This window comes from Sphingomonas sp. 8AM, from assembly GCF_902506455.1.
Taxonomy (GTDB): Bacteria; Pseudomonadota; Alphaproteobacteria; order Sphingomonadales; family Sphingomonadaceae; genus Sphingomonas.
In genome coordinates this window covers 2,545,283-2,565,484 of record NZ_LR733844.1, presented here as the reverse complement: position 1 = coordinate 2,565,484, position 20,202 = coordinate 2,545,283, and the positions used below count along the sequence as shown (strand labels likewise).

Sequence of the window (20,202 nt, the reverse complement as noted above, 5' to 3'; positions counted from 1 at the left end):
CTATGTCGACCGAACAGAAGAACCGCCGCAGGAAGCGCAACGGCTTTACGCTCGTCGAGCTGATGGTGGTGATCGTCATCATCGGCCTGCTCGCGACGATCGTCGCGCTCAACGTCCTGCCCTCGGGCGACACCGCGCGCATCCAGAAGGCGAAGGCTGATATCGCCACGATCGAACAGGGCCTCGAACTCTACCGGCTGCAGATGGGCAATTACCCGACGACCACGCAGGGCTTGCAGGCGCTGGTGACGCCACCGGCGGGCGCCGATGCTGCGCGCTATCAGGCCGGCGGCTATATCAAGCGTCTGCCGCAGGACCCGTGGAGCCGGCCGTATCTCTACGCCTCGCCCGGTCAGCATGGCGCGGCGGATGTCTGGACGCTGGGCGCCGACGGCAAGGACGGCGGGCAGGGGATCGATGCCGATATCGGGTCCTGGCAGTAAGGCGCTCGGGCTGCGGCAGCGCGGCTTCACGCTGATCGAGCTGATGGTGGTTATCACCGTCATCGGGCTCGCCTCGGCGGCGGCGGTGTTGATGATGCCCGACACGCGCGGGCGGCTGATGGACGAGGCGACCCGCTTCGCGGTGCGCACACGCGCCGCGCACGATGCCGCGATCGTCGAGGCACGACCGGTCAGCCTGTGGGTTGAGTCGGGCGGCTATGGCTTCGACCAGTGGCGCGGCGGTAACTGGACCCCGCTCGACGGCGCGCTGAAGGTCGAGCGCTGGAAGCCGGGCACCGCCACCATCAACACCGCGCGCGACCGGCTAACGTTCGACACCACCGGCCTCGCCGATCGCGCGATGACCGTCACGCTGACGCGCGAGGGGATGCGGACCGACGTGGTGATCGACGCCGACGGGACAGTCCGTGTCGCCGGCTGACCCGCGCGCGCGCGGGTTCACGCTGGTCGAGATCATGGTCGCGCTCGTCGTGTTCAGCCTCGCCGCGCTCGCGCTGATCCGGCTGGAGGGGCAGACGATCCGCTCGACCGGCTTCGTGTCCGCGACGCTGCTGGCGCAGATCGTCGCGCGCAACGTTGCGATCGAGGCGGTGACCGACGCGCAACCGCCGACGCGCGGGCGGGCGAGCGGGGTCGAGCAGGCCGGCGGGCGCAACTGGACCTGGGTGCGCGACACCCAGCCGCTCGGCGATGGCGACGTCCAGCGGATCGACGTCGCGGTCAGAGACGCGGGCGGCGCGGTGATGGGTCGCGCCACGATGGTCCGTCCGCCACCCGCGCCGATCACGCAGACGCGGGTCGGGCCGTGACGCGCCCGGTCGCGCGCACCCGCGAGGCGGGCTTCACGCTGGTCGAGGTCATGATCGCGCTGATGATCTTCGGGATGATCGCCGCCGCCGGGGTCGGGCTGCTGGCGTTCAGCGTCCGCGCGCAGGGCGCGACCGGTGCGGCGCTCGACGACAATGCCGCGCTCAATCGCCTCGTTTCGATCATGACGGCGGACATGGCGCAGGCGCAGGATCGCCCGACCCGTGATGTCGCCGGCACGCTGTTCCCGGCCTTCTCCGGCGACCGCAGTGCGCAGCCGATCCTGCGCTTCGTGCGCGGCGGCTGGGCGAACCCCGATCAGGCACCGCGCGCGACCTTGCAGAAGGTCGAATATCGCCTGACCGCCGAGGGGATTGAGCGCGTCGCCTATCCGGCGCTGGATGGCGCCGCGCCGCTGCCGGCGGCGTTGCTGGTCGATCGCGTGCAGGAGGTGCGCGTCCGCTTTCGATATGCGGGGGCGTGGAGCGACACGTGGCAGGGTGACGAGCGTGCGTCGCTGCCGCAGGCGATGGAAATGACGCTGGTGCGCGCGGGCGGACAGTCGTACCGGCTGCTGTTCCTCGTCGGCACCGGCGCGCCGCGTATCACGGATGATGCCAACACCGGTCAGCAAGCACCCGGCGCCGGTGCTCCGGCGGGTGTGCCAGCAAGCGCGATCGATGCGCCGCGCTAGGCCCGGCGAGCGCGGCGCCGCGCTGCTGACCGTGCTGCTGCTCGTCGCGGTGATCGCGGTGATGGCGGCGACCGCGCTGGAGCGGCTTCGGCTGTCGACGCGGCTCGCCGCCAATGCGGTCGCGCTGGATGCCGCGCGCGGCTATGCCTATGCCGCCGAGACGCTGGCGACGCGCCGCGTCTCCACGTTGCTGCAACAGTCGCGCGATCGTGTCGCGCTGACCGGTGAATGGAGCGGCCGGCCGTTCGGGCTGCCGATCCCGGGCGGCTCCGCGACCGCGCGCGTCACCGACGGCGGCAATTGCTTCAACCTCAACGGGCTGGTGACGTTCGGCTTCGGGGACGCCTATCTCGTCAACCCGCAGGCGCTGGTCCGTTTCCAGCGGCTGTTGCGGCTGTTGCGGGTTCCCGATGGCGATGCGATCGCGGTGGCGACCGCCGACTGGCTCGACAGCGACGACGATCCGCTGCCCGGCGGCGCGGAGAACAGCGCCTATCGCGGCTATCGCACCGCCGGTACGCTGATGGCCGATGTCAGCGAGTTGCGCGCGGTAAAGGGCGTCACGCCAGAGGCGTACAGGCTGATCCAGCCATGGGTGTGCACCTTGCCGATCGCGCGGCAGTCCGTGCTCAACGTCAATACCTTGCTCCCCGAACAGGCGCCGCTGCTCGCGATGCTGCTGCCCGACACGATGGGCGTCGCGCAGGCGCAGGGGCTGCTTTTGCGCCGTCCCCCGGGTGGCTATGCGCAGGCCGGACAGTTCTGGGCGCAAATGGCGAGCGCAGGCGGCGCGACCGACATCGGCGCGCAATCCCAGACAGCGGTGACCACCAAATGGTTCGCGCTGCGCATCGATGTGGTCAATGGCGGCGCGGAATTGCATGAGGAAGGGCTGATCGACGCGCGGACCCTTCCCGTCCGGCTCGTGACGCGGCAATGGGGGGATGTACCATGACCGCTGCGACGCTCCTCTTCCTGCCTCCTGACGATTCGCAGCCGTGGCGCTGGTGGCGGATCCGCGACGATACGGGCGAGGGCGAGGGCGAAGGACTGCCCGAAGTTACCGCGGACGACCGCGTCGTTGCGGTCGCACCCGCTGATGCGGTGACGTTGCATTGGGCGACGATACCCGCACGCTCGCCGGCGCAGGCGCTGGCTGCTGCCCGGGTCGTTGTCAGCGACGCCACAGCCGAACCGGCGCACGATCTGCACGTCGCGGTGGGTCGCGAACGCGCCGGCGAGCGCGCCATCGCGGTTGTCGCTCCCGCACGAATGGCCGCGTGGCTTGCGGCGCTGGCGCGCGGCGGCGTCGATCCCGCCGCGGTCGTCCCGGCGCCGCTGCTGCTGCCCGAGCCAGAGGAAGGCTATGTGCGCGCCGAGCTCGGCGGGCAGTCGGTGGTCCGCGGGCGCACGACCGGCTGGGCCGACGAGCCGGTGCTGACCGGGCTCGTGACCCGCGGCGAGGTGCCGCGCCTGCTCGATCGCGCCGCGCTGCGGGCTGCGGCGATCGATGCCGTCGCGGAGCCGGTCGTCGATTTGCGGCAAGGCGCTTTCGCCCGGCGTCGGCGGCGAACAACGATCGACTGGGCGCTGGTCCGGCGGCTGGCGGTCCTCGCCGGCCTGATCCTGTTGGCGACGCTCGCGATCGATGTCGTGCGGATCATGCGCTATTCGTTCGGCGCCGACGCGATCGAGCAGCGCGCCGCGACCATTGCGCGACAGGGACTGCCGCGTGGCACGGGCGAGGGCGACGCGACGCGGATGCTCGACGAGCGGCTCGCGGCGTTGCGCGGGCCGGGGCAGGGCTTCACTCGCACCGCTGCGGCCGTCTATGCCATCGTCCAGGCGGTGCCGGAAAGTGAGGTCACCGCCTTGCAGTTCGAACCGAGCGGTGCGCTGCGCGTGTCGATGTCGCTGGCGGGCGAGGGGCAGGCGAATACGGTCAAGTCGCGGCTTGCGTCAGCCGGGTTCGCCGTCGAATCCAGTCAGTTCGTTTCCTCGGCCGGTCGCCTGACCGGCGACATGACGGTGCGGCCATGACGGCGTTGAAGGCCTGGTTCGACGGACGCTCGCTGCGCGAGCGACGCCTGTTGCTGGTGATGGTCGCGCTGGCGGCGGTGACGTTGGTGTGGGGGGCGGTGATCCGTCCGGTTCGCAACGGCCTGTCCTCGTCGCGCGAGCGCTACACCGATGCGGTGGTCCGGCTCGGCACCGCGCAGGGCGGACTCCGTCAGATCAAGGCCATTCAGCGCCGTGCGACTCCGCTGTCCGCGCCGCTGGCCGATCTCGTCCGCGCGCGCGCCGATGCCGCGGGCTTTACGCTCGCGACCCTCGACGTCGAGTCACCTGACCGTGTCCACGCCGCCATCGCCTCCGCGCGTGCCGGTGCGTTGATGCAGTGGATCAGCGGGCTGGAAGCGGAGGGGATATTGGTCGATTCGCTCAGCGTGTCCGGCAGTGGCGGGGGAAGCGTCACCGCAACGATGACGCTGCGGGCGCGGGCGGCGTGATGCGCATTCCGCTGACCACCCGACGTCGGACGCTGTTCCTGGCGCTGTTTGCGGCGGCAATGCTGGTCTTCCTGCCCCTGCGGCTCGCGCTCGGCTGGAGCGGGCTCGACGCGCAGGGGTTTGCGGCGCGTGAGGTGACGGGCAGCCTGTGGTCGGGGCGGCTGGTCGAGGCGCGGTTCGGCGACATCGCGCTCGGCGATCTCGACGCCGGTCTTTCCCCGTTTGCTTTGGTGATCGGCCGCGCGCGGATCGCTTTGTCCAGTGAAGCGGCCGATCCTGCGCAACGGCTCGCTGGCGTTGTCGAGATCGGGCGCAACCGCGCGGCGGTGATCGGCGTCAGTGGACCGCTTTCGCCCGGCAACGCCTTCGCGCCGCTGCCCGTCTCGGCGCTCACGCTCGACGCGGTGACGGTGCGCTTCGTCGATGGCGCGTGTCAGGCGGGGGAGGGACGTGTCCGCGCGACTCTGGCCGGCGCGTTCCTCGGCCAGTCGCTGCCCGGGGCGCTGAGCGGGAGCGCGCGCTGCGACTCCGGAGCGCTGTTGCTGCCGCTCACCAGCGGTGCGGGCGAGGGTGTCGACCTGCGCCTGTGGCCGGATGGACGCTATCGTGCCAATCTGACGCTGATCCCGACCGATCCCACGATGGCGGTGCGGCTGGACGGCGCTGGCTTCACCGCAGACGGCGCCGCCCGCACGCTGTCGGTCGACGGACGCTTCTGAACCGCTTGACGAACCCGTCGCGGTGCCGCTAGGGGCACGGCCTTCGCGGCGATCGTAGCTCAGTTGGTTAGAGCATCGGTTTGTGGTACCGAGGGTCGCGGGTTCAAGTCCCGTCGGTCGCCCCATCCCTCCATTTCTGATTCTTGCTGGCGTTTCTCGCCCGACAAGATTATTGCGCCTGACGGTAATTTAACGTCGTGCGCACTGGAGAGACGATGACCTCGGTCTGGGACTATCCCGATTTCGACAGCCATGAGGGGCTGCATCTGTTCACCGACCCGACGTCGGGATTGAAGGCGGTGATCGCCGTCCACTCGACCGCGCTCGGGCCGGCAGCGGGTGGCGTGCGCTTCTGGCACTATGCCGATGATTCCCGGGCGATTACCGATGCGCTGCGCCTTTCGCGGGGCATGAGCTACAAGAATGCGATGGCCGGGCTCGAGCTTGGCGGCGGCAAGGGCGTCGTGCTGGCGGACAAGCAAGGCGCCACGATCAGCGACGCGCAACTGGTGGCGTTCGGTCGCGCGGTCGAGTCGCTCGGTGGCCGCTACGTCACCGCCGAAGACGTCGGCATGTCCGAGGCGCGGATGAAGGTGATAGCGGGCGAGACGCGCTACGTCTCGGGCCTGCCAGTTGCGCAAGGCGCGGCAGGCGGCGATCCCGGCCCGTATACGGCGCACGGCGTCTATCTTGGCGTTCGCGCGGCGGCGAAGCGCGGGCTCGGCACCGATGACGTGAAGGGCGTGCGCGTCGCGATCCAGGGGCTTGGGTCGGTGGGCGGCGGGCTCGCGCGGCTGCTGGCGAAGGACGGCGCGGTGCTGACGCTTGCCGATGTCGATCAGGCCCGTGCCGAGCGCATGGCGGCGGAGTTGGGCGCAAGCACCGTTTCACCGGACGCGATCCTGTCGCAGGAAGTCGATATCGTCAGCCCCAATGCGCTGGGCGCGATTCTCACGGAGCGCTCGATACCGACGCTTAAGGCCAGGATCGTCGCCGGCGGCGCGAACAACCAGCTCGAGACGCGCGCCGACGGGCAGCGGCTGCACGACGCCGGGATCGTCTACGCGCCCGATTACGTCATCAACGCCGGCGGTATCATCAACGTCGGGCTCGAATATCTCGGCCATGGCGACGAGGTCGAGGTGATGGCACGGATCGCACAGATCCCCGGCCGGCTCGATCAGGTGTGGGACGAAGCCGCGACCTCGGGCGATCCGACCGCAGAGGTCGCCGACCGGATCGCGCGCCGGCTGATCGGTCGCTGATCGGTGCAACGCCGGGGGTGACGGCCGCCCCCGGTTCGCCTATCCCGGCGCCGTGCCTGCGCTCCATGCCTTTGCCAATCCGGCGCGTTTTCTGAAGATCGCGCGTCCGCTCACCCCGATCCTGTGGTGGGCGGGCGTCGCATTGATTGCGATCGGCTGCTGGGCGGGGCTGACCCAGACCCCGGCCGATTATCTGCAGGGGGAGACCGTCCGGATCCTCTACATCCACGTCCCCGCCGCCTGGCTCGGAATGGGCGGATGGAGCAGCATCGCGATATCCAGCATCGTCTTTCTCGTCTGGCGGCACCCGCTAGCGATGATCGCCGCGCGTGCGATCGCCGCGCCCGGCGCGATCTTCGCCGCGCTTTGTCTCGTCACCGGCGCGATCTGGGGGCGGCCGACCTGGGGAACGTGGTGGCAGTGGGACGGGCGGCTGACCTCGATGCTGTTGCTGTTCTTCGTCTATCTCGGCTTTATCGCCCTCGCGCAGGCGGATCGCGAGCGCGATGGCGACGGCCGCATCCCGGCGCTGTACGGCATCGCCGGCACGGTGCTGCTGCCGGTGATCCGCTATTCGGTCGTGTGGTGGAACACGCTGCATCAGGGGCCGAGTATCGGGCTGACGGGCTCCAGTATCGACCGGTCGTTGCTCTGGCCGCTGCCGATCATGCTCGCAGGTTTCTCGTTCTTCTTCGGCGCAGTGGTGCTGATGCGGATGCGCACGATGCTGGGGCGTGAGAAGGCCGAGGCCCGACTGCGGCGGCGGGCGCGCGCATGAATCCGTGGCCGTTCGTCACCGGCGCCTACGCGCTGACGTTGCTCGCCGCCGCGCTGCTGTCATACTGGAGCTGGCGCCAGATGCGGGATGCCGAGAAATGACGCGGAAGAATCAACGGCTTATGCTGGTGCTGCTCGGGCTTGGCGCGATCGCCGCGGCGGCGTTGCTGGCGCTGTCGGGGCTGCGCGATCAGGCGGCGTTCTTCTACGCGCCCGCCGACGTGGCGGGCAATCTGCCGCCGCCCGACAAGGCGGTGCGGCTGGGCGGGATGGTCGAGCGCGGCTCGATCAAGCGCGCCGCTGATGGTGTGTCGATCGACTTCGTCGTCACCGATGGCAAGGCGACCACACCGGTGCGGTTCAGCGGGATCGCGCCCGATCTGTTCCGCGAAGGCTCGGGCGTGGTGGCGGAGGGTCACTTCCGTCCGGACGCCTCGTTCATCGCCACCAATCTGCTCGCCAAGCACGACGAGAAGTACATGCCGCCGCAAATGGCGGGGAAAATGCACGAAACTCGCACGCTGGAGGAAAAGCGCTGATGGGGTTCGTCGCGCTCCTGCTGCTCGGCGCGGCGGCGTTCGCCGCGATGGCGTTCTGGCTGCGCGTCGATCGGCTGCTCTGGTCGATGCTCGGGGCGGCCTTGTGCCTCGGCGGTGTCGGCTATGCGTGGCAGGGACAGCCGATGCTGAAGGCGGCAGCCCCGCAACGCACTGCCACCACCGCGCCGATCGACATCGATGAGGTGCAGCTTCGTGACAGCATGTTCGGCCGTTTCAACGCCGATACCGCCTATCTTGTCGCCGCGGATGCGATGACACGCAGCGGCAACGACGATGCGGCCGCGCGAGTCGTGCTCGGCGGCCTCTCCAAGCTGCCGCAAAGCTTCATCCTGTGGACGTGGGCAGGCGTGACGCTGGCGGCGGAAGCCGGGCATCGCGTCTCGCCGCCGGCGTTGCTCGCGTTCCGGCAGGCGGCACGGCTTGCGCCCGAACATCCTGCTCCGCCTTATTATCTCGGCTTCGCCTATCTCGAAGCCGGCGATCTGGCGAAGACCCGGTCATTATGGGCACGTGCCGTCCAGCTTTCGCCGGACGGCACGCCCTATCGCCTCGAAATCGCGCGTCGGCTCATGCTGCTCGACCGCCTTATCGCGGCCGGCAACGCGCACTGACCGGCGCGGCTATTTTCCGCGGCCGGTCTGTTCCTGAAGCGCGTCGATTTTCTTCGAAGCATCGGCTTTGGTGAGCGACTCGTCGAACTCGGCACCAGCTTCTTCGCTAAGCGTTTTCAAATAGCTCGCCTGTGCGCCGGTCATCGGCTCGTCGCCGGTGGTCCAGTCGTCGGGATCCTTCTCCGCGTTCGAGAAGGGCTCGCTCTTCGGATTATGGGTATCGCTCATGGTGGCAGGTCCTTTCATTGAACAGAACATTTATGTTCGCCACCTGTTCCGCGTTGCGGGCGCATCGGGCGCGTGCTAGTCGCGCCTCAGTATGGCCACGAGCACGCACGTCCTTTCGATAGCGGTGGCCAGCGCGTGAGCGCCAGCACCGTCGACCCCGCGACCCGTGCCCAGGCCGCCGCCGCGCATCACCATCATAGCGGCAGCCTCGCCAAACTCGCGCTCGGCGCGATCGGCGTCGTCTATGGCGATATCGGCACCAGCCCGCTCTACGCGATGAAGGAGGTGTTCGTCGGGCACCATCCGCTCGCGGTCGACCCGCTGCACGTGTTTGGCGTCATCAGCCTCGTCTTCTGGTCGCTGATGCTGATCGTCACGCTCAAATATGTGTTGATCGTGCTACGCGCCGATAACAACGGTGAGGGCGGCAGCCTCGCACTGCTGGCGCTGATCCAGCGGCGCTCGGGGGCGGGCAAGAGATGGGGGTCGAGCCTCGTTATCCTCGGCGTGCTCGCCACCGCCCTGTTCTTCGGCGATTGCATGATCACCCCGGCGATCTCGGTGCTGTCGGCGGTCGAGGGGCTGGCGACGGTCGAACAGGGGTTCGGCTCGTTCGTGCTGCCGATCGCGGTGACGATCCTGATCGCGCTCTTCTACATGCAGTCGATCGGGACCGAGAAGGTCGGGCGGTTGTTCGGGCCGATCATGGCGGTCTATTTCGTCGTGGTGGCGGTAATGGGCGTCTCGCACATCATCCAGCGCCCCGACATCCTGTTCGCGCTCAACCCGCTCTATGCGGTGCGCTTCGCGATGAACGACGGCGGGCTGGCGTTCCTCGCGCTCGGCTCGGTGGTGCTGGCGGTGACCGGGGCCGAGGCGCTCTACGCGGACATGGGACATTTCGGCCGGCGCCCGATCGAACTGGCGTGGCTGGCGTTCGTCCTTCCGGCGCTGATGCTCAATTATCTAGGGCAGGGGGCGCTGCTGCTGCAAACGCCGGCTGCCGCTGAAAATCCCTTCTTCCTGATGGCGCCCGAGAACTGGCGTCTGCCGCTCGTCATCCTCGCGACCATGGCGACCGTGATCGCGAGCCAGGCGGTCATCACGGGGGCCTATTCAGTGGTCCAGCAGGCGGTGCAACTGGGACTGATGCCGCGTATCCGCATAACGCACACCAGCGCGTCGGAGGCGGGGCAAATCTACATTCCCGCCGCCAACTGGGCGCTGATGGTGATGGTGCTGCTTCTCATCTTTGGCTTTGGCGAGTCGTCGAACCTCGCCGCCGCCTATGGCATCGCGGTCACGGGCACGATGTTCATCTCGACCTGCATGGTTGGCGTGCTGATCCGTCGCGTCTGGCACTGGCCGCTTTGGGCGACCGCGCTGTTCGAGATCGTCTTCCTGTCGATCGACGGCCTGTATTTCGCGTCCAACCTCACCAAGGTGCCGGATGGCGGCTGGTTTCCGCTGCTGGTCGCGGTGATCGTCTTCGTGCTCCTCACCACCTGGTCGCAGGGGCGCAAGTTGATGATCGAGCGGATGCGCGAGGCAGCGATGCCGATCAAGATCTTCATCGACTCGGCGGCGACCTCGGCGACGCGCGTCTCGGGCACCGCGGTGTTCATGACCTCGACGCCGGAGGGCGTGCCACACGCCTTGCTGCACAATCTCAAGCATAACCGCGTCCTGCACGAACGCGTGATCCTGCTGACCGTGCGCGTCACCGACATGCCCTATTTCCCGGAAGAAGACCGCTTCCTCCACGAGGATCTGGGGCAGGGGTTCCACCGCGTCATCCTGCGGTACGGCTTCATGGAGGAGCCCGACGTGCCGGCGCATCTCAAGACCTTCGACGGCTGCGGCGCGGCGTTCCGGATGATGGACACCAGCTTCTTCCTCAGCCGTCAGACGCTACTCGCCTCGGAGCGTCCTGGCATGGCGATCTGGCGCGAAAAGCTGTTCAGCTGGATGCTCCGCAACGCGGAAAGCGCGATGGAATTCTTCCGCCTGCCGACCAATCGTGTGGTCGAGCTGGGCAGTCAGATCGAGATTTGACCACCTCGTTCGAGCCCGCCCCGATCATCGTCACCGCGCTGTTCGGGCGCGAGGATCAGGCGTTCTTCGATGCGCAGCGCACCGCCTATTTCCCGCCGGAGCGCAACCAGCTCGCCGCGCATCTGACGATGTTCCATCATCTGCCCCCGACGCTCGCTCCCGAGCTGCGCCAGCGGCTGGTTACCGAGACGCGCGGGGTGTCAGCGCCGCGCGCACGGATCGCGGACGTCATCTCGCTGGGGCGCGGCGTCGCTTACCGGATCGACAGCGACGAATTGGTGGACGTTCGCGCCCGGCTGGCCGCTGCATTTGCCGGACTGCTGACGCCGCAGGACGCCGGTGGCTGGCGTGCGCATGTGACGGTGCAGAACAAGGTCGAGCCGGCAGCCGCCAAGGCGCTGGTGGCGGAGCTGCGCGCCAGTTTTGGCCCGCGACCCGTTATGATCTCCGGACTGGCCGCCTATTGGTACCGGGGTGGCCCATGGGAAATGTTGTCCCGTCATTCTTTCGCGGCTTGACCGCGTTCATTCGGCTGTTATAGCCCGCGCCTCACGAGCGCTGGTTCCCTCGGAAAACGGGGCGGAGTAGCTCAGCTGGTTAGAGCAGCGGAATCATAATCCGCGTGTCGGGGGTTCAAGTCCCTCCTCCGCTACCAAGCGTTCGTGCTTCATCTTTATTCGCTCAAACGCATCGGAATGCCCGCCGTTCGCGCTTCCGTGCGGTGAGACTGATTATCCTCGCCTGTCCCGATCTGAAACAATCATCCGAAACGGTGCAGGATCGAACTACGACTCAGGTCATTTGAGTTACTAGATAATTTGATCGCTGACGTCGGCGCGACGCCCGCGCGAAACGCTGCTGGTCAGACGATGGTGTTGGGTGGTGACAAGGGGGACGTTGTAGGTGTCGGTGACCTTCTACTCTCCGGCTCCGATCCCTGCTGACGAACGTGCGCGAAGCGAGGCGGTGCGCGCCTCCGGGTTGCTGGAGCGTGTTGAAGATCCCGCGCTTACGGCACTCGCGAAATCGGCAAGGAAGCTCTTGGGCGGTGATTGGGCAGGCGTCGCCTTGCTTGTCGATGATCTGCAGATCGTCATTGCCTCATCAGGCGGTCAGCTCGGTCGCTATGATCGGGCGCGATCCATGTCGGCGCACGCGATCGTCGCGCCCGAGCAGGTCTTTTGCGTTTCCGACACGATCACGGACAGCACCTTCCGTTCCAATCCGTTCGTTCGCGTCGGGTTGATCCGCTCGTTTGTCGCGGCGCCGATCGTCGATGCCGCCGGCTACGCACTCGGTGTGGTCTGCGTATCGAGCAGAAATCCGCGCGTGCCGCTTGGCGATGCGGAGGCGCGATCGTTTCGGTCGCTCGCCGCGCAGGTGCTCGCTCCACCCGCCGCCGGCCGCTGACCGCCGCGCTCAGGCGGCCATGGCGGCGAGGATGTCGCTGTCCGAGGCGAGGTGGTCCTCGATCACGCACCGGAAGTTGAGACCCGCCACCCCGTGATCGCTCGGCACCGTCGCCTGCGCGACGACCAGTCGGTCGAGCGATTGCACGCGCCCGCCGGGGACATCGACCGCAAAGGGATGACGTTCGTGGAAGCGGCGCGTGCCGGTGGTGGCGACCACCCGACCGCCCGGATCGACAATCGAGATCGTCGCGCGCTGCGACGATCGGTTCATCACATCGATCAGCTGCGCCACTTGCCCCTCGAAGTCATATTCGAGGTAGCAAACCCCGATTGTGACCCCCTCGACAACCACCGGCGCGACGAAGATCAGCACCTTGCGATCATGCGACCATGGGTTCGCCCAGACCTCGTCCGTAGCCCAGCCATTCGGCAACGGGCCGTTCATCACGGCGCGGAACTGGTCATAACCATCGAATCGGATCGTCCGCACCGCCGCATTGTCATGCGCGCAGACGCCGACCTGACCGTCCGCCGCAACAACGAAGGCGTTGAGAAAATAGGGCGAGAAGCCGAGCAGCGAGCGCATCCGCTCCAGCGCGCGATTTTCGGCGCGCTGGTCGCCGGGCAGCATCAGGCTCTCGCGCACCGCATGGTCGCTTGCCAGCACCCGCACGTCAATCGTGCGGTCGAACAATGTCCGTGACAGGGCATCGGCGATCGACTGCGCGAGTTCGCCAAGCCGGCCGCCTTCCAGCTCGCGGACCAAGTCGGCGGCGATCTCGCTGCCCTGATGCAGCCGGCCGAGCAGATCCTCGCGGAACGCCCGCGACGAGCTGCTTGCCTGCGCCGCCAGCGTTTTCACTTCCTGCGCGACCACACCGAAGCCGCGTCCCGCCTCACCCGATCGCGCGGCCTCGATCGCGGCGTTGAGCGCCAGCAATCGCGTTTGCCCGGCGATCGCTTCGGAGCGATCGGCATGGGCGGCCACTTCGGCACTGAGCAGTGACAACAGGGACCGAATCCGGCGCGGCATGACATCTCCCTCGATGGTCAGGCCCGTCTAGAAGCGCCGGGTTAACCAACAGTATGGAAGCTGCTTTTCAGGATAAAACCTCTACTTGCCCAATCAGGCCGGGACGCCGAACAGATCGTGCTCGTCTGCTTCCTCGATGACGACCGGTAGGATATCGCCGGGCGTCAGATGCCCGGCATCGCGCAGGTGCACCTCACCGTCGATCTCGGGCGCATCGGCCATCGACCGCCCCGACGCGCCGCCGCTTGCGGCGTCGACCGCATCGACGATCACCTCCAGCGTTCGTCCGACCTTGGCGGCAAGCTTCGCAGCCGAGATCGCGGCGGTCTTTTCCATGATCCGCGCGTAGCGCTCTTCCTTCACCGCCTCCGGCACCGGGTCGGGGAGCGCATTCGCCGACGCACCCTCGACCGGCTCGAAGCGGAACGCACCGACGCGATCGAGCTGCGCCTCGTCGAGCCAGTCGAGCAGATACTGGAAATCGTCCTCGGTCTCACCGGGGAAGCCGACCACGAAGGTCGAACGGATCGCGATATCGGGGCAGATGTCGCGCCACGCCTTGATCCGTCCGAGCACCTTGGCGTCATTCGCGGGGCGCTTCATCCGGCGCAGCACCGCCGGCGCGGCGTGCTGGAACGGGATGTCGAGATACGGAAGCACCAACCCGTCCGCCATCAACGGGATCACCTGATCGACGTGCGGGTAGGGGTAGACGTAATGTAAACGCACCCATGGCGCGATCTTCCCCAGCTCGCGCGCGAGATCGGTCATGTGCGGGCGAACCTCCGCGCCCTTCCACATCCGCGACTGGTCGCGGATGTCGATTCCGTAGGCGGAGGTATCCTGGCTGATGACCAGCAGTTCTTTCGTCCCCACCGCGACCAGCTTCTCGGCTTCGCGCAGGATCGCGTCGGGGCGGCGGCTGACCAGATCGCCGCGCAACGACGGGATGATGCAGAACGAGCAGCGGTGATTGCAGCCCTCCGAGATCTTGAGATAGCTGTAATGGCGCGGCGTCAGCTTCAGCCCCGCGTCGGGGATCAGGTCGACGAACGGGCTCAGCGACGCGGGGGCGGCGGCATGGACCGCCTCGACGACCTGCTCATATTCATGCGCACCAGTGATCGCGAGCACGTCGGGGAAGCGCGCGCGGATCGCCTCGGCCTCCTTGCCCATGCAGCCGGTGACGATGACCCGACCATTCTCGGCGATCGCTTCACCAATCGCGTCAAGCGATTCTTCTTTGGCCGAATCTAGAAACCCGCAGGTGTTGACCAGAACGACGTCGGCGCCCGCATAATCGGCGGACATCTGATAGCCGTCGGCGCGAAGCTGGGTCAGGATGCGTTCGCTGTCGACCAGGTTCTTGGGACAGCCGAGCGAGACCATGCCCACGCGGGGCGGTGAGGGGATTTGCGTTGCCATGGGATCGTCCGCACATAATGCGGGACGATGCGATTTGCCAGTGGCGGCGACGCGGGCGATAGCGGCGGCGGATAACGGACGGAAAGGGCGGGCGGATGCTGGCGATCGGATTGATGTCGGGCACGTCGCTGGACGGGATTGACGCGGCGCTGATCGAAACCGACGGGCAGCAGGTGGTGCGCCACATCGCGTTCCGCGGCGAACCTTATTCGGACGCCGCGCGTGCGCAATTGGCGGAGGCGACCGCACTCGCGCTCACCTATCCTCGTCCGCGCGCCAGTCCGCCGCTGGTCGACGCAGCGGCGCTCATCACCCGCACCCATGCGCTGGCGGTGCAAAAGCTGCTTCGCGACGCCGGTGCGCTGCCGGCGGACATCGGGGTGATCGGCTTCCACGGCCAGACGGTCGCCCATCGCCCCGACCGGCGCTGGACATGGCAGATCGGCGACGGGCAAATGCTCGCCGACGTAACCGGCATTCGTACCGTCGCCGACTTCCGCAGCGCCGACGTCGCGGCCGGCGGGCAGGGCGCGCCGTTGCTCCCGATCTATCACGCGGCGCTCGCCGCCGGGCTGGACGGACCGGTGGCGATCCTCAACCTCGGTGGAGTGGCCAACATCACGCTGATCGACGCCGGTGCGGCGATCGCGGCGTTCGATACCGGCCCGGCGAACGGCCTGATCGACAGCTGGGTCGAGCAGGAGAGCGGCGCGCGCTTTGACAAGAACGGTGCGCTCGCCGCATCCGGGCGGGTTGACGAGACGGTGCTGACTGCGATGCTCGATCATCCGTTCTTCGATACGCCTTACCCGAAGTCGCTCGACCGCAACGATTTCACCATCCAACCGGCGCGCGGCCTGTCCGCGGCGGACGGTGCCGCGACGCTGACCGCCTTTACCGCGGCGACCGTGGCGCAAGCGCTGACCCTGCTGCCGGTTCAGCCACGGCGCCTGTTGGTGGCTGGCGGGGGACGCCACAATCCCGCGATGATGCGTATGATCGCCGATCGAACCGGATTGACCCCCGAGCCGGTTGACGCGCTCGGCTGGCACGGCGACGGGCTGGAGGCGGAGGGCTTCGCCTATATGGCGGTGCGCACGCTGGCCGGGTTGCCGATCAGCTTCCCCGGCACCACTGGTGTGCCGCATGCGATGCCGGGCGGTACGATGTTCGTGCCAAACGCGCGCTAGGTCGCGGTCGTCAGCGGTCCAGCGTCACCGTCGCAGGATGGTGACGATCGAGATGCTTCTTGATCCGCTTCAGGTTGCGCGTGTTCGAGCGGTAGAAAAAGTCGGCGGCGTCCCCGACGAACGGGATCATGCCCAAGGCCGTGTCGAAACCGACCCGCGCGGTCATCCCGAACAGCGCCAGCCGTCCCATCCCAAGATTGCGCGCTTCCCAGACCAGCCACATGCCCATCGCACCCGCGACGAGATCGCCGACCACCGGCACCAGCCCCACGATGGCATCGAGCCCGACACGCCGGTTGATGCCCGGAATGACGTACAGCCCCTCCAGCAGCCGCTCGACCGCCTCGACGCGACGGCGCACGGCGGCGGGATCGGTGCCGACGGGCAAGCCGTCGAAGAGGCCGGCCTTCAGCGGCGTGGGACGAGCGTTCATACAGAATCAATTGGGGTCGGTACGCAGCCGGTTCAATGAGTGCCACGCGCGCGGGTTGGGCTGCCACTGCCGCAGTCGCAGTGCGACCAGCGACCAGCGGAACGGCCGCGCGAGCGGGACGAACGCCACGTCCTGCGTCAGCAGCCGATCGGCGGCCGCAGCCGCCGCGGCGCGCTCCGGCAGCGTGTCGGCGAGCCGCGCGGCCTCGATCGCGGCACGTGCGTCTTCCGAGCAGGCAACGCACGCCTCGGCCAGATACCAGCGCGCATTGTCATAGGGCGCGACGAGGTCGATGAGTCGCAGGTCGGCAGCGGGATCGTCCAGCGCAGCCCTGACCGGGCGGACGCCGACCGCATAAAGGTCGCGCGCCAGATGTCCCCACAGGATCGTGCCGCCGGGACCAGCGGGCAGCGCCAGCCGAACGATCGGCGCACCGCCGTGCACGCTGCGCCACGCGGCAACGCGCGCGCGGGCGGCAGCGGGGCGCTGCTCGGGCGTCAGCGTCGCCCAGACCGGCACCATCGGCGGCGCTCCCGAGTCGAGCTGCTCGGGCAGGACGGTCTCGCGCGCCGGCCAGTCGGCCGATACGCTTCCGGTCAGGTCGGCGCGGTCGATCGCTTGCGCGATCGCGCCGCGATTGTCGGCATCGGCCAGAAAGCCTTCGCGCCGCACCACCGCCAGACCGTACAGCCCGGCGGCGGGATCGACGCGCACGTTCGCAGGTGCGGGGTTCGCGGCTTGCAAGATCGGCCAGTCGTCAAGCGTCCCGCCGGTGACAAGGTCGGAGTGGCGTTCGACGAAGCGCAGGATCGCCAGCGCGGCGCGCTCACCCCGCAGCAGCACGTTCTGCTCGGGAGTCGGTCCTTCTTCGTCGGGGTCACGATCGGGATCGGGTGCGGGGGTCAGCAGGATGCCGTCACGCGTGCGGTCGCGGCGGCGGAACGGGCCGGCGCCTCCCGCGGCACCGGGGCGAACCAACGCCATTTCCGGCTGCGCGAACAGCTTGAGCAGATCGGGGCGTGGCCGCGCCAGCTCGATCTCGATCACCTCCGGGGTCATCTCGACCACCGAGGCGACCGCGGTGAGATAGGAGGCGATGCGGTTTTCGGCGGCAGGTGCGATCTGGCGTCGAAGCAGCGGCACCACGTCACGCGCGCGCACTGGTGTGCCGTCCGCCCAGACGGCGTTGCGCAGCCTGAAGATGTAGCTGCGCCCGTCGTCGATGACGATCCAGCGCTCGGCGACGCCCGCCTCGATCTGTCCGACCGCATCGAAGCGGACCAGTCCTTCGGCGAGCGAGTCGGTCAATTGCCGGTCGCCGGCCGACAGCGCGCTGCGATCGCGCCCGGCGACCTGCGGGGTCGTTCCGATAACGCTCACCACGACCGGACCAACATCCGCGCGGCGCCCGCACGACATCGCGGACAGCGCCAGGAAGGTCCCGGTGACCAGACGAATGATACTGGTGCGGGCGGCGGGACTCGAACCCGCACGCCAATGGCAGAGGATTTTAAGTCCCCAGCGTCTACCGATTCCGCCACGCCCGCGCATCACCGGCCACGAAGCCGTTGCGGCGCGCCACGTCAACCCATCGTGGGTCGCCGCGTTACGCGACGTTGAGGCGGACGCGCATTTCCTTGCCGGGTTTGAAGAACGGAACGCGCTTGGCATCGACCTCGACCGTCTCGCCGGTACGCGGGTTGCGCCCGACCCGCGCGTCACGCGCGCGCGTCGAGAAAGCTCCGAAACCGCGCAATTCGACGCGACCGTTGGCGGCGAGCCGCTCGGTGATCTCATCGAAGAAAGTCGAGACAATTGCCTCGACATCGCGCTGGGACAGGCTGGGATTGTCCTTCAACAATGCCTGGACCAACTCCGACCGTATCATTGTCCGCGGTTCCTTAGTGCTTGGATTAACGTCACTACGGGCTGATACATGTAAGTTTGGGCGGTCGGTAGCACCGATCTGGTATCGATTGTGCAAAGTGGGTCACCCAATTGTCCGTCAAATGAAAAGGGGACCGGCCATCGGCCGATCCCCCCTTCATGCCGCAAGGCAGGTTCGCTTACTTCTTGGTTTCGCGCGCCTTGAGCGCCTCACCGAGAATGTCGCCGAGCGACGCACCCGAGTCGGACGAGCCGTACTGCGCCACCGCCTGCTTCTCTTCGGCGATCTGCATCGCCTTGACCGAGAAGGTCGGCTTCTTGGAACGGTCGAAGCCGGTCACCATCGCGTCGAACTTCTGGCCGACCTGGAAACGCTCCGGACGCTGCTCGTCGCGATCGCGGCCGAGGTCGGTGCGCTTGATGAAGCCGGTCGCGCCATCGTCGCCCGCCTGCACTTCGAGACCCGCGTCGCGGACTTCGAGGACGGTGACGGTGGTGACCTGGTTCTTGCCCAGGCGATCGCCGGCGCCCGCTGCGACGGGGCCGCCGCGCTCGAGCTGCTTCATGCCGAGCGAGATGCGCTCCTTCTCCGGATCGATGTCGAGCACCACGGCCTGAACCATCTCACCCTTGCGGTGCAGGTTCAGCGCGTCCTCACCCGACACGCCCCAGGCGATGTCGGACATATGGACCATGCCGTCGACGTCGTTGTCGAGGCCGATGAACAGGCCGAACTCGGTAGCGTTCTTGACTTCGCCCTCAACGGTCGAGCCGATCGGGTGCGCGGCGGCGAACGCCTCCCACGGATTGTTCTGCGCCTGCTTCAGGCCCAGCGAGATGCGACGCTTGTCCTCGTCGACCTCGAGCACCACCACTTCGACTTCCTGCGAGGTCGAGACGATCTTGCCCGGATGGACGTTCTTCTTGGTCCAGGACATTTCGCTGACGTGGACCAGGCCCTCGATGCCGGCTTCCAGCTCGACGAACGCACCATATTCGGTGATGTTCGTGACGCGGCCCGACAGCTTCGCGCCGACCGGATACTTGGCGGCGGCGCCATCCCACGGATCGCTCTCGAGCTGCTTCATGCCCAGCGAGATGCGCTGCGTATCCTTGTTGATGCGGATGATCTGCACCTTCACGGTGTCGCCGATGTTGATCATCTCGCTCGGGTGACCGACGCGCTTGTAGCTCAGGTCGGTGACGTGCAGCAGGCCGTCGATCCCGCCCAGGTCGACGAACGCACCGTAATCGGTGATGTTCTTGACGACGCCGTCGATGATCTGACCTTCATGCAGCGACTGGATCAGGCCCGAGCGCTGCTCGGCGCGGGTCTCTTCCAGAACGGCGCGACGCGACACGACGATGTTGCCGCGCTTGCGGTCCATCTTCAGGATCTGGAACGGCTGCGGGATGTCCATCAGCGGGGTGACGTCGCGAACCGGGCGGATGTCGACCTGCGAGCCCGGCAGGAACGCCACGGCGCCGTTCAGGTCGACGGTGAAGCCACCCTTCACGCGGCCGAAGATCACGCCCTCGACGCGCGCGGTCTTGGCGAATTCCAGCTCCAGCTTGTCCCAGGCGGCTTCGCGGCGGGCGCGGTCGCGCGACAGCATCGCTTCGCCATGCATGTTCTCGACTCGGTCGACATAGACCTCGACTTCGTCACCGACCTTCAGGTCGGCCTTCTGGCCCGGCGCAGGCGCGAATTCGCGCAGCGGCACGCGGCCTTCGCTCTTCAGGCCGACGTCGATGACGACGAGGTCGTTCTCGATGGCGGTAACGGTGCCCAGCACCACGCGGCCCTCGAAGCTGTCGGCGCCGCCGAACATGTCATCGAGCATCGCCGCGAATTCGTCACGCGAGGGAGTTGCCACTGAGGCCATAAAAGAAACTGTCCTATGTCGTTTTCCGGCCAGGCGGTTGGTTCCGCCGGTCTTGGCCATCACTATCGCACCGGCCCCGTGCCGGGCGCGACATCCGTTCGATCTGGGGAGCGGCGGGGGCTATTCGCGGATGTGCGAAAAGGCGCGAGGGGCATGCCATCGCGCCGCGCCTCCGCGAGCCACAGCCCGCCGGACCGCCGCGCCCTAGCCGAAAAGTGCCGGGCAAGCAAGGTTGACAATCTTTGC

General features: G+C 67.6%; 24 protein-coding genes and 3 tRNA genes. 19 read left to right on the top strand and 8 right to left on the bottom strand.

Going from position 1 to position 20,202, the window contains the following annotated elements; translation table 11 throughout:
• Nucleotides 1-2 precede the first annotated feature (2 nt).
• The 14 genes from gspG to BACI71_RS12090 all read left to right on the top strand — a co-directional run bounded on the left by gspG (nucleotide 3) and on the right by BACI71_RS12090 (nucleotide 8,407).
• Nucleotides 3-443 carry a type II secretion system major pseudopilin GspG gene (gene gspG, locus BACI71_RS12155; RefSeq protein ID WP_159758961.1) on the top strand — a complete coding sequence of 147 codons (441 nt, stop codon included), beginning with the start codon at nucleotides 3-5 and terminating at the stop codon, nucleotides 441-443.
• Nucleotides 418-885 (top strand): GspH/FimT family pseudopilin, encoded by a 468-nt coding sequence (locus BACI71_RS12150; RefSeq protein ID WP_159758959.1) that lies wholly within the window; start codon nucleotides 418-420, stop codon nucleotides 883-885. Before gspG ends, BACI71_RS12150 begins: the two co-directional genes overlap by 26 nt.
• Complete coding sequence (gene gspI / locus BACI71_RS12145; RefSeq protein ID WP_268894065.1) at nucleotides 872-1,273, top strand: type II secretion system minor pseudopilin GspI; 402 nt, start codon at nucleotides 872-874, stop codon at nucleotides 1,271-1,273. Before BACI71_RS12150 ends, gspI begins: the two co-directional genes overlap by 14 nt.
• On the top strand, nucleotides 1,270-1,965 hold the full coding sequence (gene gspJ, locus BACI71_RS12140; protein WP_236552971.1) for a type II secretion system minor pseudopilin GspJ: 696 nt from the start codon (nucleotides 1,270-1,272) through the stop codon (nucleotides 1,963-1,965). Before gspI ends, gspJ begins: the two co-directional genes overlap by 4 nt.
• Nucleotides 1,952-2,920, top strand: a complete 969-nt coding sequence (gene gspK / locus BACI71_RS12135) for a type II secretion system minor pseudopilin GspK (protein ID WP_159758957.1) — start codon at nucleotides 1,952-1,954, stop codon at nucleotides 2,918-2,920. The genes gspJ and gspK overlap by 14 nt, the downstream gene beginning before the upstream one ends.
• Nucleotides 2,917-4,005 (top strand): type II secretion system protein GspL, encoded by a 1,089-nt coding sequence (gene gspL / locus BACI71_RS12130; protein WP_159758955.1) that lies wholly within the window; start codon nucleotides 2,917-2,919, stop codon nucleotides 4,003-4,005. The genes gspK and gspL overlap by 4 nt, the downstream gene beginning before the upstream one ends.
• Entirely contained in the window at nucleotides 4,002-4,475 is a 474-nt protein-coding gene (gspM, locus tag BACI71_RS12125; protein WP_159758953.1) for a type II secretion system protein GspM, read from the top strand. The genes gspL and gspM overlap by 4 nt, the downstream gene beginning before the upstream one ends.
• Nucleotides 4,475-5,194: a type II secretion system protein N gene (gspN, locus tag BACI71_RS12120; protein ID WP_159758951.1), complete on the top strand. Its 720-nt coding sequence runs from the start codon at nucleotides 4,475-4,477 to the stop codon at nucleotides 5,192-5,194. Before gspM ends, gspN begins: the two co-directional genes overlap by 1 nt.
• Before the next feature lie 48 nt (nucleotides 5,195-5,242).
• Nucleotides 5,243-5,319: transfer RNA gene (locus BACI71_RS12115), tRNA-His, on the top strand.
• Between the two features lie 90 nt (nucleotides 5,320-5,409).
• Nucleotides 5,410-6,459 carry a Leu/Phe/Val dehydrogenase gene (locus tag BACI71_RS12110; protein ID WP_159758949.1) on the top strand — a complete coding sequence of 350 codons (1,050 nt, stop codon included), beginning with the start codon at nucleotides 5,410-5,412 and terminating at the stop codon, nucleotides 6,457-6,459.
• 52 nt (nucleotides 6,460-6,511) lie between these two features.
• Entirely contained in the window at nucleotides 6,512-7,237 is a 726-nt protein-coding gene (gene ccmC, locus BACI71_RS12105) for a heme ABC transporter permease CcmC (protein ID WP_159758947.1), read from the top strand.
• Entirely contained in the window at nucleotides 7,234-7,338 is a 105-nt protein-coding gene (locus tag BACI71_RS12100) for a heme exporter protein CcmD (protein ID WP_159758945.1), read from the top strand. Before ccmC ends, BACI71_RS12100 begins: the two co-directional genes overlap by 4 nt.
• Nucleotides 7,335-7,775, top strand: a complete 441-nt coding sequence (gene ccmE / locus BACI71_RS12095) for a cytochrome c maturation protein CcmE (protein WP_159758943.1) — start codon at nucleotides 7,335-7,337, stop codon at nucleotides 7,773-7,775. The genes BACI71_RS12100 and ccmE overlap by 4 nt, the downstream gene beginning before the upstream one ends.
• Complete coding sequence (locus BACI71_RS12090) at nucleotides 7,775-8,407, top strand: tetratricopeptide repeat protein (protein ID WP_159758941.1); 633 nt, start codon at nucleotides 7,775-7,777, stop codon at nucleotides 8,405-8,407. The genes ccmE and BACI71_RS12090 overlap by 1 nt, the downstream gene beginning before the upstream one ends.
• Nucleotides 8,408-8,416: 9 nt before the next feature.
• On the opposite strand, the gene BACI71_RS12085 is transcribed toward BACI71_RS12090, so the two are convergent.
• Nucleotides 8,417-8,635, bottom strand: a complete 219-nt coding sequence (locus BACI71_RS12085) for a DUF3072 domain-containing protein (RefSeq protein WP_159758939.1) — start codon at nucleotides 8,633-8,635, stop codon at nucleotides 8,417-8,419.
• A 135-nt stretch (nucleotides 8,636-8,770) separates the two neighbouring features.
• Here BACI71_RS12085 and BACI71_RS12080 point away from each other — a divergent pair, with 135 nt between their 5' ends.
• The 4 genes from BACI71_RS12080 (at nucleotide 8,771) to BACI71_RS12065 (ending at nucleotide 12,100) form a co-directional block, all read left to right on the top strand.
• Nucleotides 8,771-10,690 (top strand): potassium transporter Kup, encoded by a 1,920-nt coding sequence (locus BACI71_RS12080; protein WP_159758937.1) that lies wholly within the window; start codon nucleotides 8,771-8,773, stop codon nucleotides 10,688-10,690.
• Entirely contained in the window at nucleotides 10,687-11,208 is a 522-nt protein-coding gene (locus BACI71_RS12075; protein ID WP_159758935.1) for a 2'-5' RNA ligase family protein, read from the top strand. The genes BACI71_RS12080 and BACI71_RS12075 overlap by 4 nt, the downstream gene beginning before the upstream one ends.
• A 60-nt stretch (nucleotides 11,209-11,268) precedes the next feature.
• Nucleotides 11,269-11,345, top strand: a tRNA-Met gene (locus BACI71_RS12070).
• Nucleotides 11,346-11,593: 248 nt separating this feature from the next.
• On the top strand, nucleotides 11,594-12,100 hold the full coding sequence (locus BACI71_RS12065; protein WP_328804033.1) for a GAF domain-containing protein: 507 nt from the start codon (nucleotides 11,594-11,596) through the stop codon (nucleotides 12,098-12,100).
• Nucleotides 12,101-12,109: 9 nt separating this feature from the next.
• Here BACI71_RS12065 and BACI71_RS18075 read toward each other — a convergent pair whose 3' ends face one another.
• Together BACI71_RS18075 and rimO are read right to left on the bottom strand one after the other, a co-directional pair.
• Nucleotides 12,110-13,135, bottom strand: coding sequence for a methyl-accepting chemotaxis protein (locus tag BACI71_RS18075; protein ID WP_159758931.1), 1,026 nt, complete (start codon nucleotides 13,133-13,135; stop codon nucleotides 12,110-12,112).
• Nucleotides 13,136-13,228: 93 nt separating this feature from the next.
• Nucleotides 13,229-14,560, bottom strand: coding sequence for a 30S ribosomal protein S12 methylthiotransferase RimO (gene rimO, locus BACI71_RS12055; protein ID WP_159758929.1), 1,332 nt, complete (start codon nucleotides 14,558-14,560; stop codon nucleotides 13,229-13,231).
• Between the two features lie 95 nt (nucleotides 14,561-14,655).
• Here rimO and BACI71_RS12050 point away from each other — a divergent pair, with 95 nt between their 5' ends.
• A complete protein-coding gene (locus BACI71_RS12050) occupies nucleotides 14,656-15,750 on the top strand; it encodes an anhydro-N-acetylmuramic acid kinase (protein WP_159758927.1) in 1,095 nt (364 codons plus the stop codon).
• 10 nt (nucleotides 15,751-15,760) lie between these two features.
• Here BACI71_RS12050 and BACI71_RS12045 read toward each other — a convergent pair whose 3' ends face one another.
• From BACI71_RS12045 to rpsA, 5 genes are all read right to left on the bottom strand, one after another.
• Complete coding sequence (locus tag BACI71_RS12045; RefSeq protein ID WP_159758925.1) at nucleotides 15,761-16,183, bottom strand: DUF4112 domain-containing protein; 423 nt, start codon at nucleotides 16,181-16,183, stop codon at nucleotides 15,761-15,763.
• Nucleotides 16,184-16,189: 6 nt separating this feature from the next.
• The gene (locus tag BACI71_RS12040) at nucleotides 16,190-17,563 is read right to left on the bottom strand and encodes an ABC transporter substrate-binding protein (protein ID WP_236552970.1); all 1,374 of its coding nucleotides are present in this window, start codon (nucleotides 17,561-17,563) and stop codon (nucleotides 16,190-16,192) included.
• A gap of 83 nt (nucleotides 17,564-17,646) precedes the next feature.
• Nucleotides 17,647-17,730 (bottom strand) — tRNA-Leu (locus tag BACI71_RS12035).
• Nucleotides 17,731-17,789: 59 nt separating this feature from the next.
• A complete protein-coding gene (locus tag BACI71_RS12030) occupies nucleotides 17,790-18,071 on the bottom strand; it encodes an integration host factor subunit beta (RefSeq protein WP_028965397.1) in 282 nt (93 codons plus the stop codon).
• Nucleotides 18,072-18,249: 178 nt separating this feature from the next.
• The gene (gene rpsA, locus BACI71_RS12025) at nucleotides 18,250-19,956 is read right to left on the bottom strand and encodes a 30S ribosomal protein S1 (protein ID WP_159758921.1); all 1,707 of its coding nucleotides are present in this window, start codon (nucleotides 19,954-19,956) and stop codon (nucleotides 18,250-18,252) included.
• Nucleotides 19,957-20,202 lie beyond the last annotated feature (246 nt).

Coding starts and splice junctions, on each gene's coding strand:
- gspG (WP_159758961.1), top strand. CDS start 3: ATGTCGACCGAACAGAAGAACCGCCGCAGGAAGCGCAACGGCTTTACG.
- BACI71_RS12150 (WP_159758959.1), top strand. CDS start 418: ATGCCGATATCGGGTCCTGGCAGTAAGGCGCTCGGGCTGCGGCAGCGC.
- gspK (WP_159758957.1), top strand. CDS start 1,952: ATGCGCCGCGCTAGGCCCGGCGAGCGCGGCGCCGCGCTGCTGACCGTG.
- gspL (WP_159758955.1), top strand. CDS start 2,917: ATGACCGCTGCGACGCTCCTCTTCCTGCCTCCTGACGATTCGCAGCCG.
- gspM (WP_159758953.1), top strand. CDS start 4,002: ATGACGGCGTTGAAGGCCTGGTTCGACGGACGCTCGCTGCGCGAGCGA.
- gspN (WP_159758951.1), top strand. CDS start 4,475: ATGCGCATTCCGCTGACCACCCGACGTCGGACGCTGTTCCTGGCGCTG.
- BACI71_RS12110 (WP_159758949.1), top strand. CDS start 5,410: ATGACCTCGGTCTGGGACTATCCCGATTTCGACAGCCATGAGGGGCTG.
- BACI71_RS12100 (WP_159758945.1), top strand. CDS start 7,234: ATGAATCCGTGGCCGTTCGTCACCGGCGCCTACGCGCTGACGTTGCTC.
- ccmE (WP_159758943.1), top strand. CDS start 7,335: ATGACGCGGAAGAATCAACGGCTTATGCTGGTGCTGCTCGGGCTTGGC.
- BACI71_RS12090 (WP_159758941.1), top strand. CDS start 7,775: ATGGGGTTCGTCGCGCTCCTGCTGCTCGGCGCGGCGGCGTTCGCCGCG.
- BACI71_RS12085 (WP_159758939.1), bottom strand. CDS start 8,635: ATGAGCGATACCCATAATCCGAAGAGCGAGCCCTTCTCGAACGCGGAG.
- BACI71_RS18075 (WP_159758931.1), bottom strand. CDS start 13,135: ATGCCGCGCCGGATTCGGTCCCTGTTGTCACTGCTCAGTGCCGAAGTG.
- rimO (WP_159758929.1), bottom strand. CDS start 14,560: ATGGCAACGCAAATCCCCTCACCGCCCCGCGTGGGCATGGTCTCGCTC.
- BACI71_RS12050 (WP_159758927.1), top strand. CDS start 14,656: ATGCTGGCGATCGGATTGATGTCGGGCACGTCGCTGGACGGGATTGAC.
- BACI71_RS12045 (WP_159758925.1), bottom strand. CDS start 16,183: ATGAACGCTCGTCCCACGCCGCTGAAGGCCGGCCTCTTCGACGGCTTG.
- BACI71_RS12030 (WP_028965397.1), bottom strand. CDS start 18,071: ATGATACGGTCGGAGTTGGTCCAGGCATTGTTGAAGGACAATCCCAGC.
- rpsA (WP_159758921.1), bottom strand. CDS start 19,956: ATGGCCTCAGTGGCAACTCCCTCGCGTGACGAATTCGCGGCGATGCTC.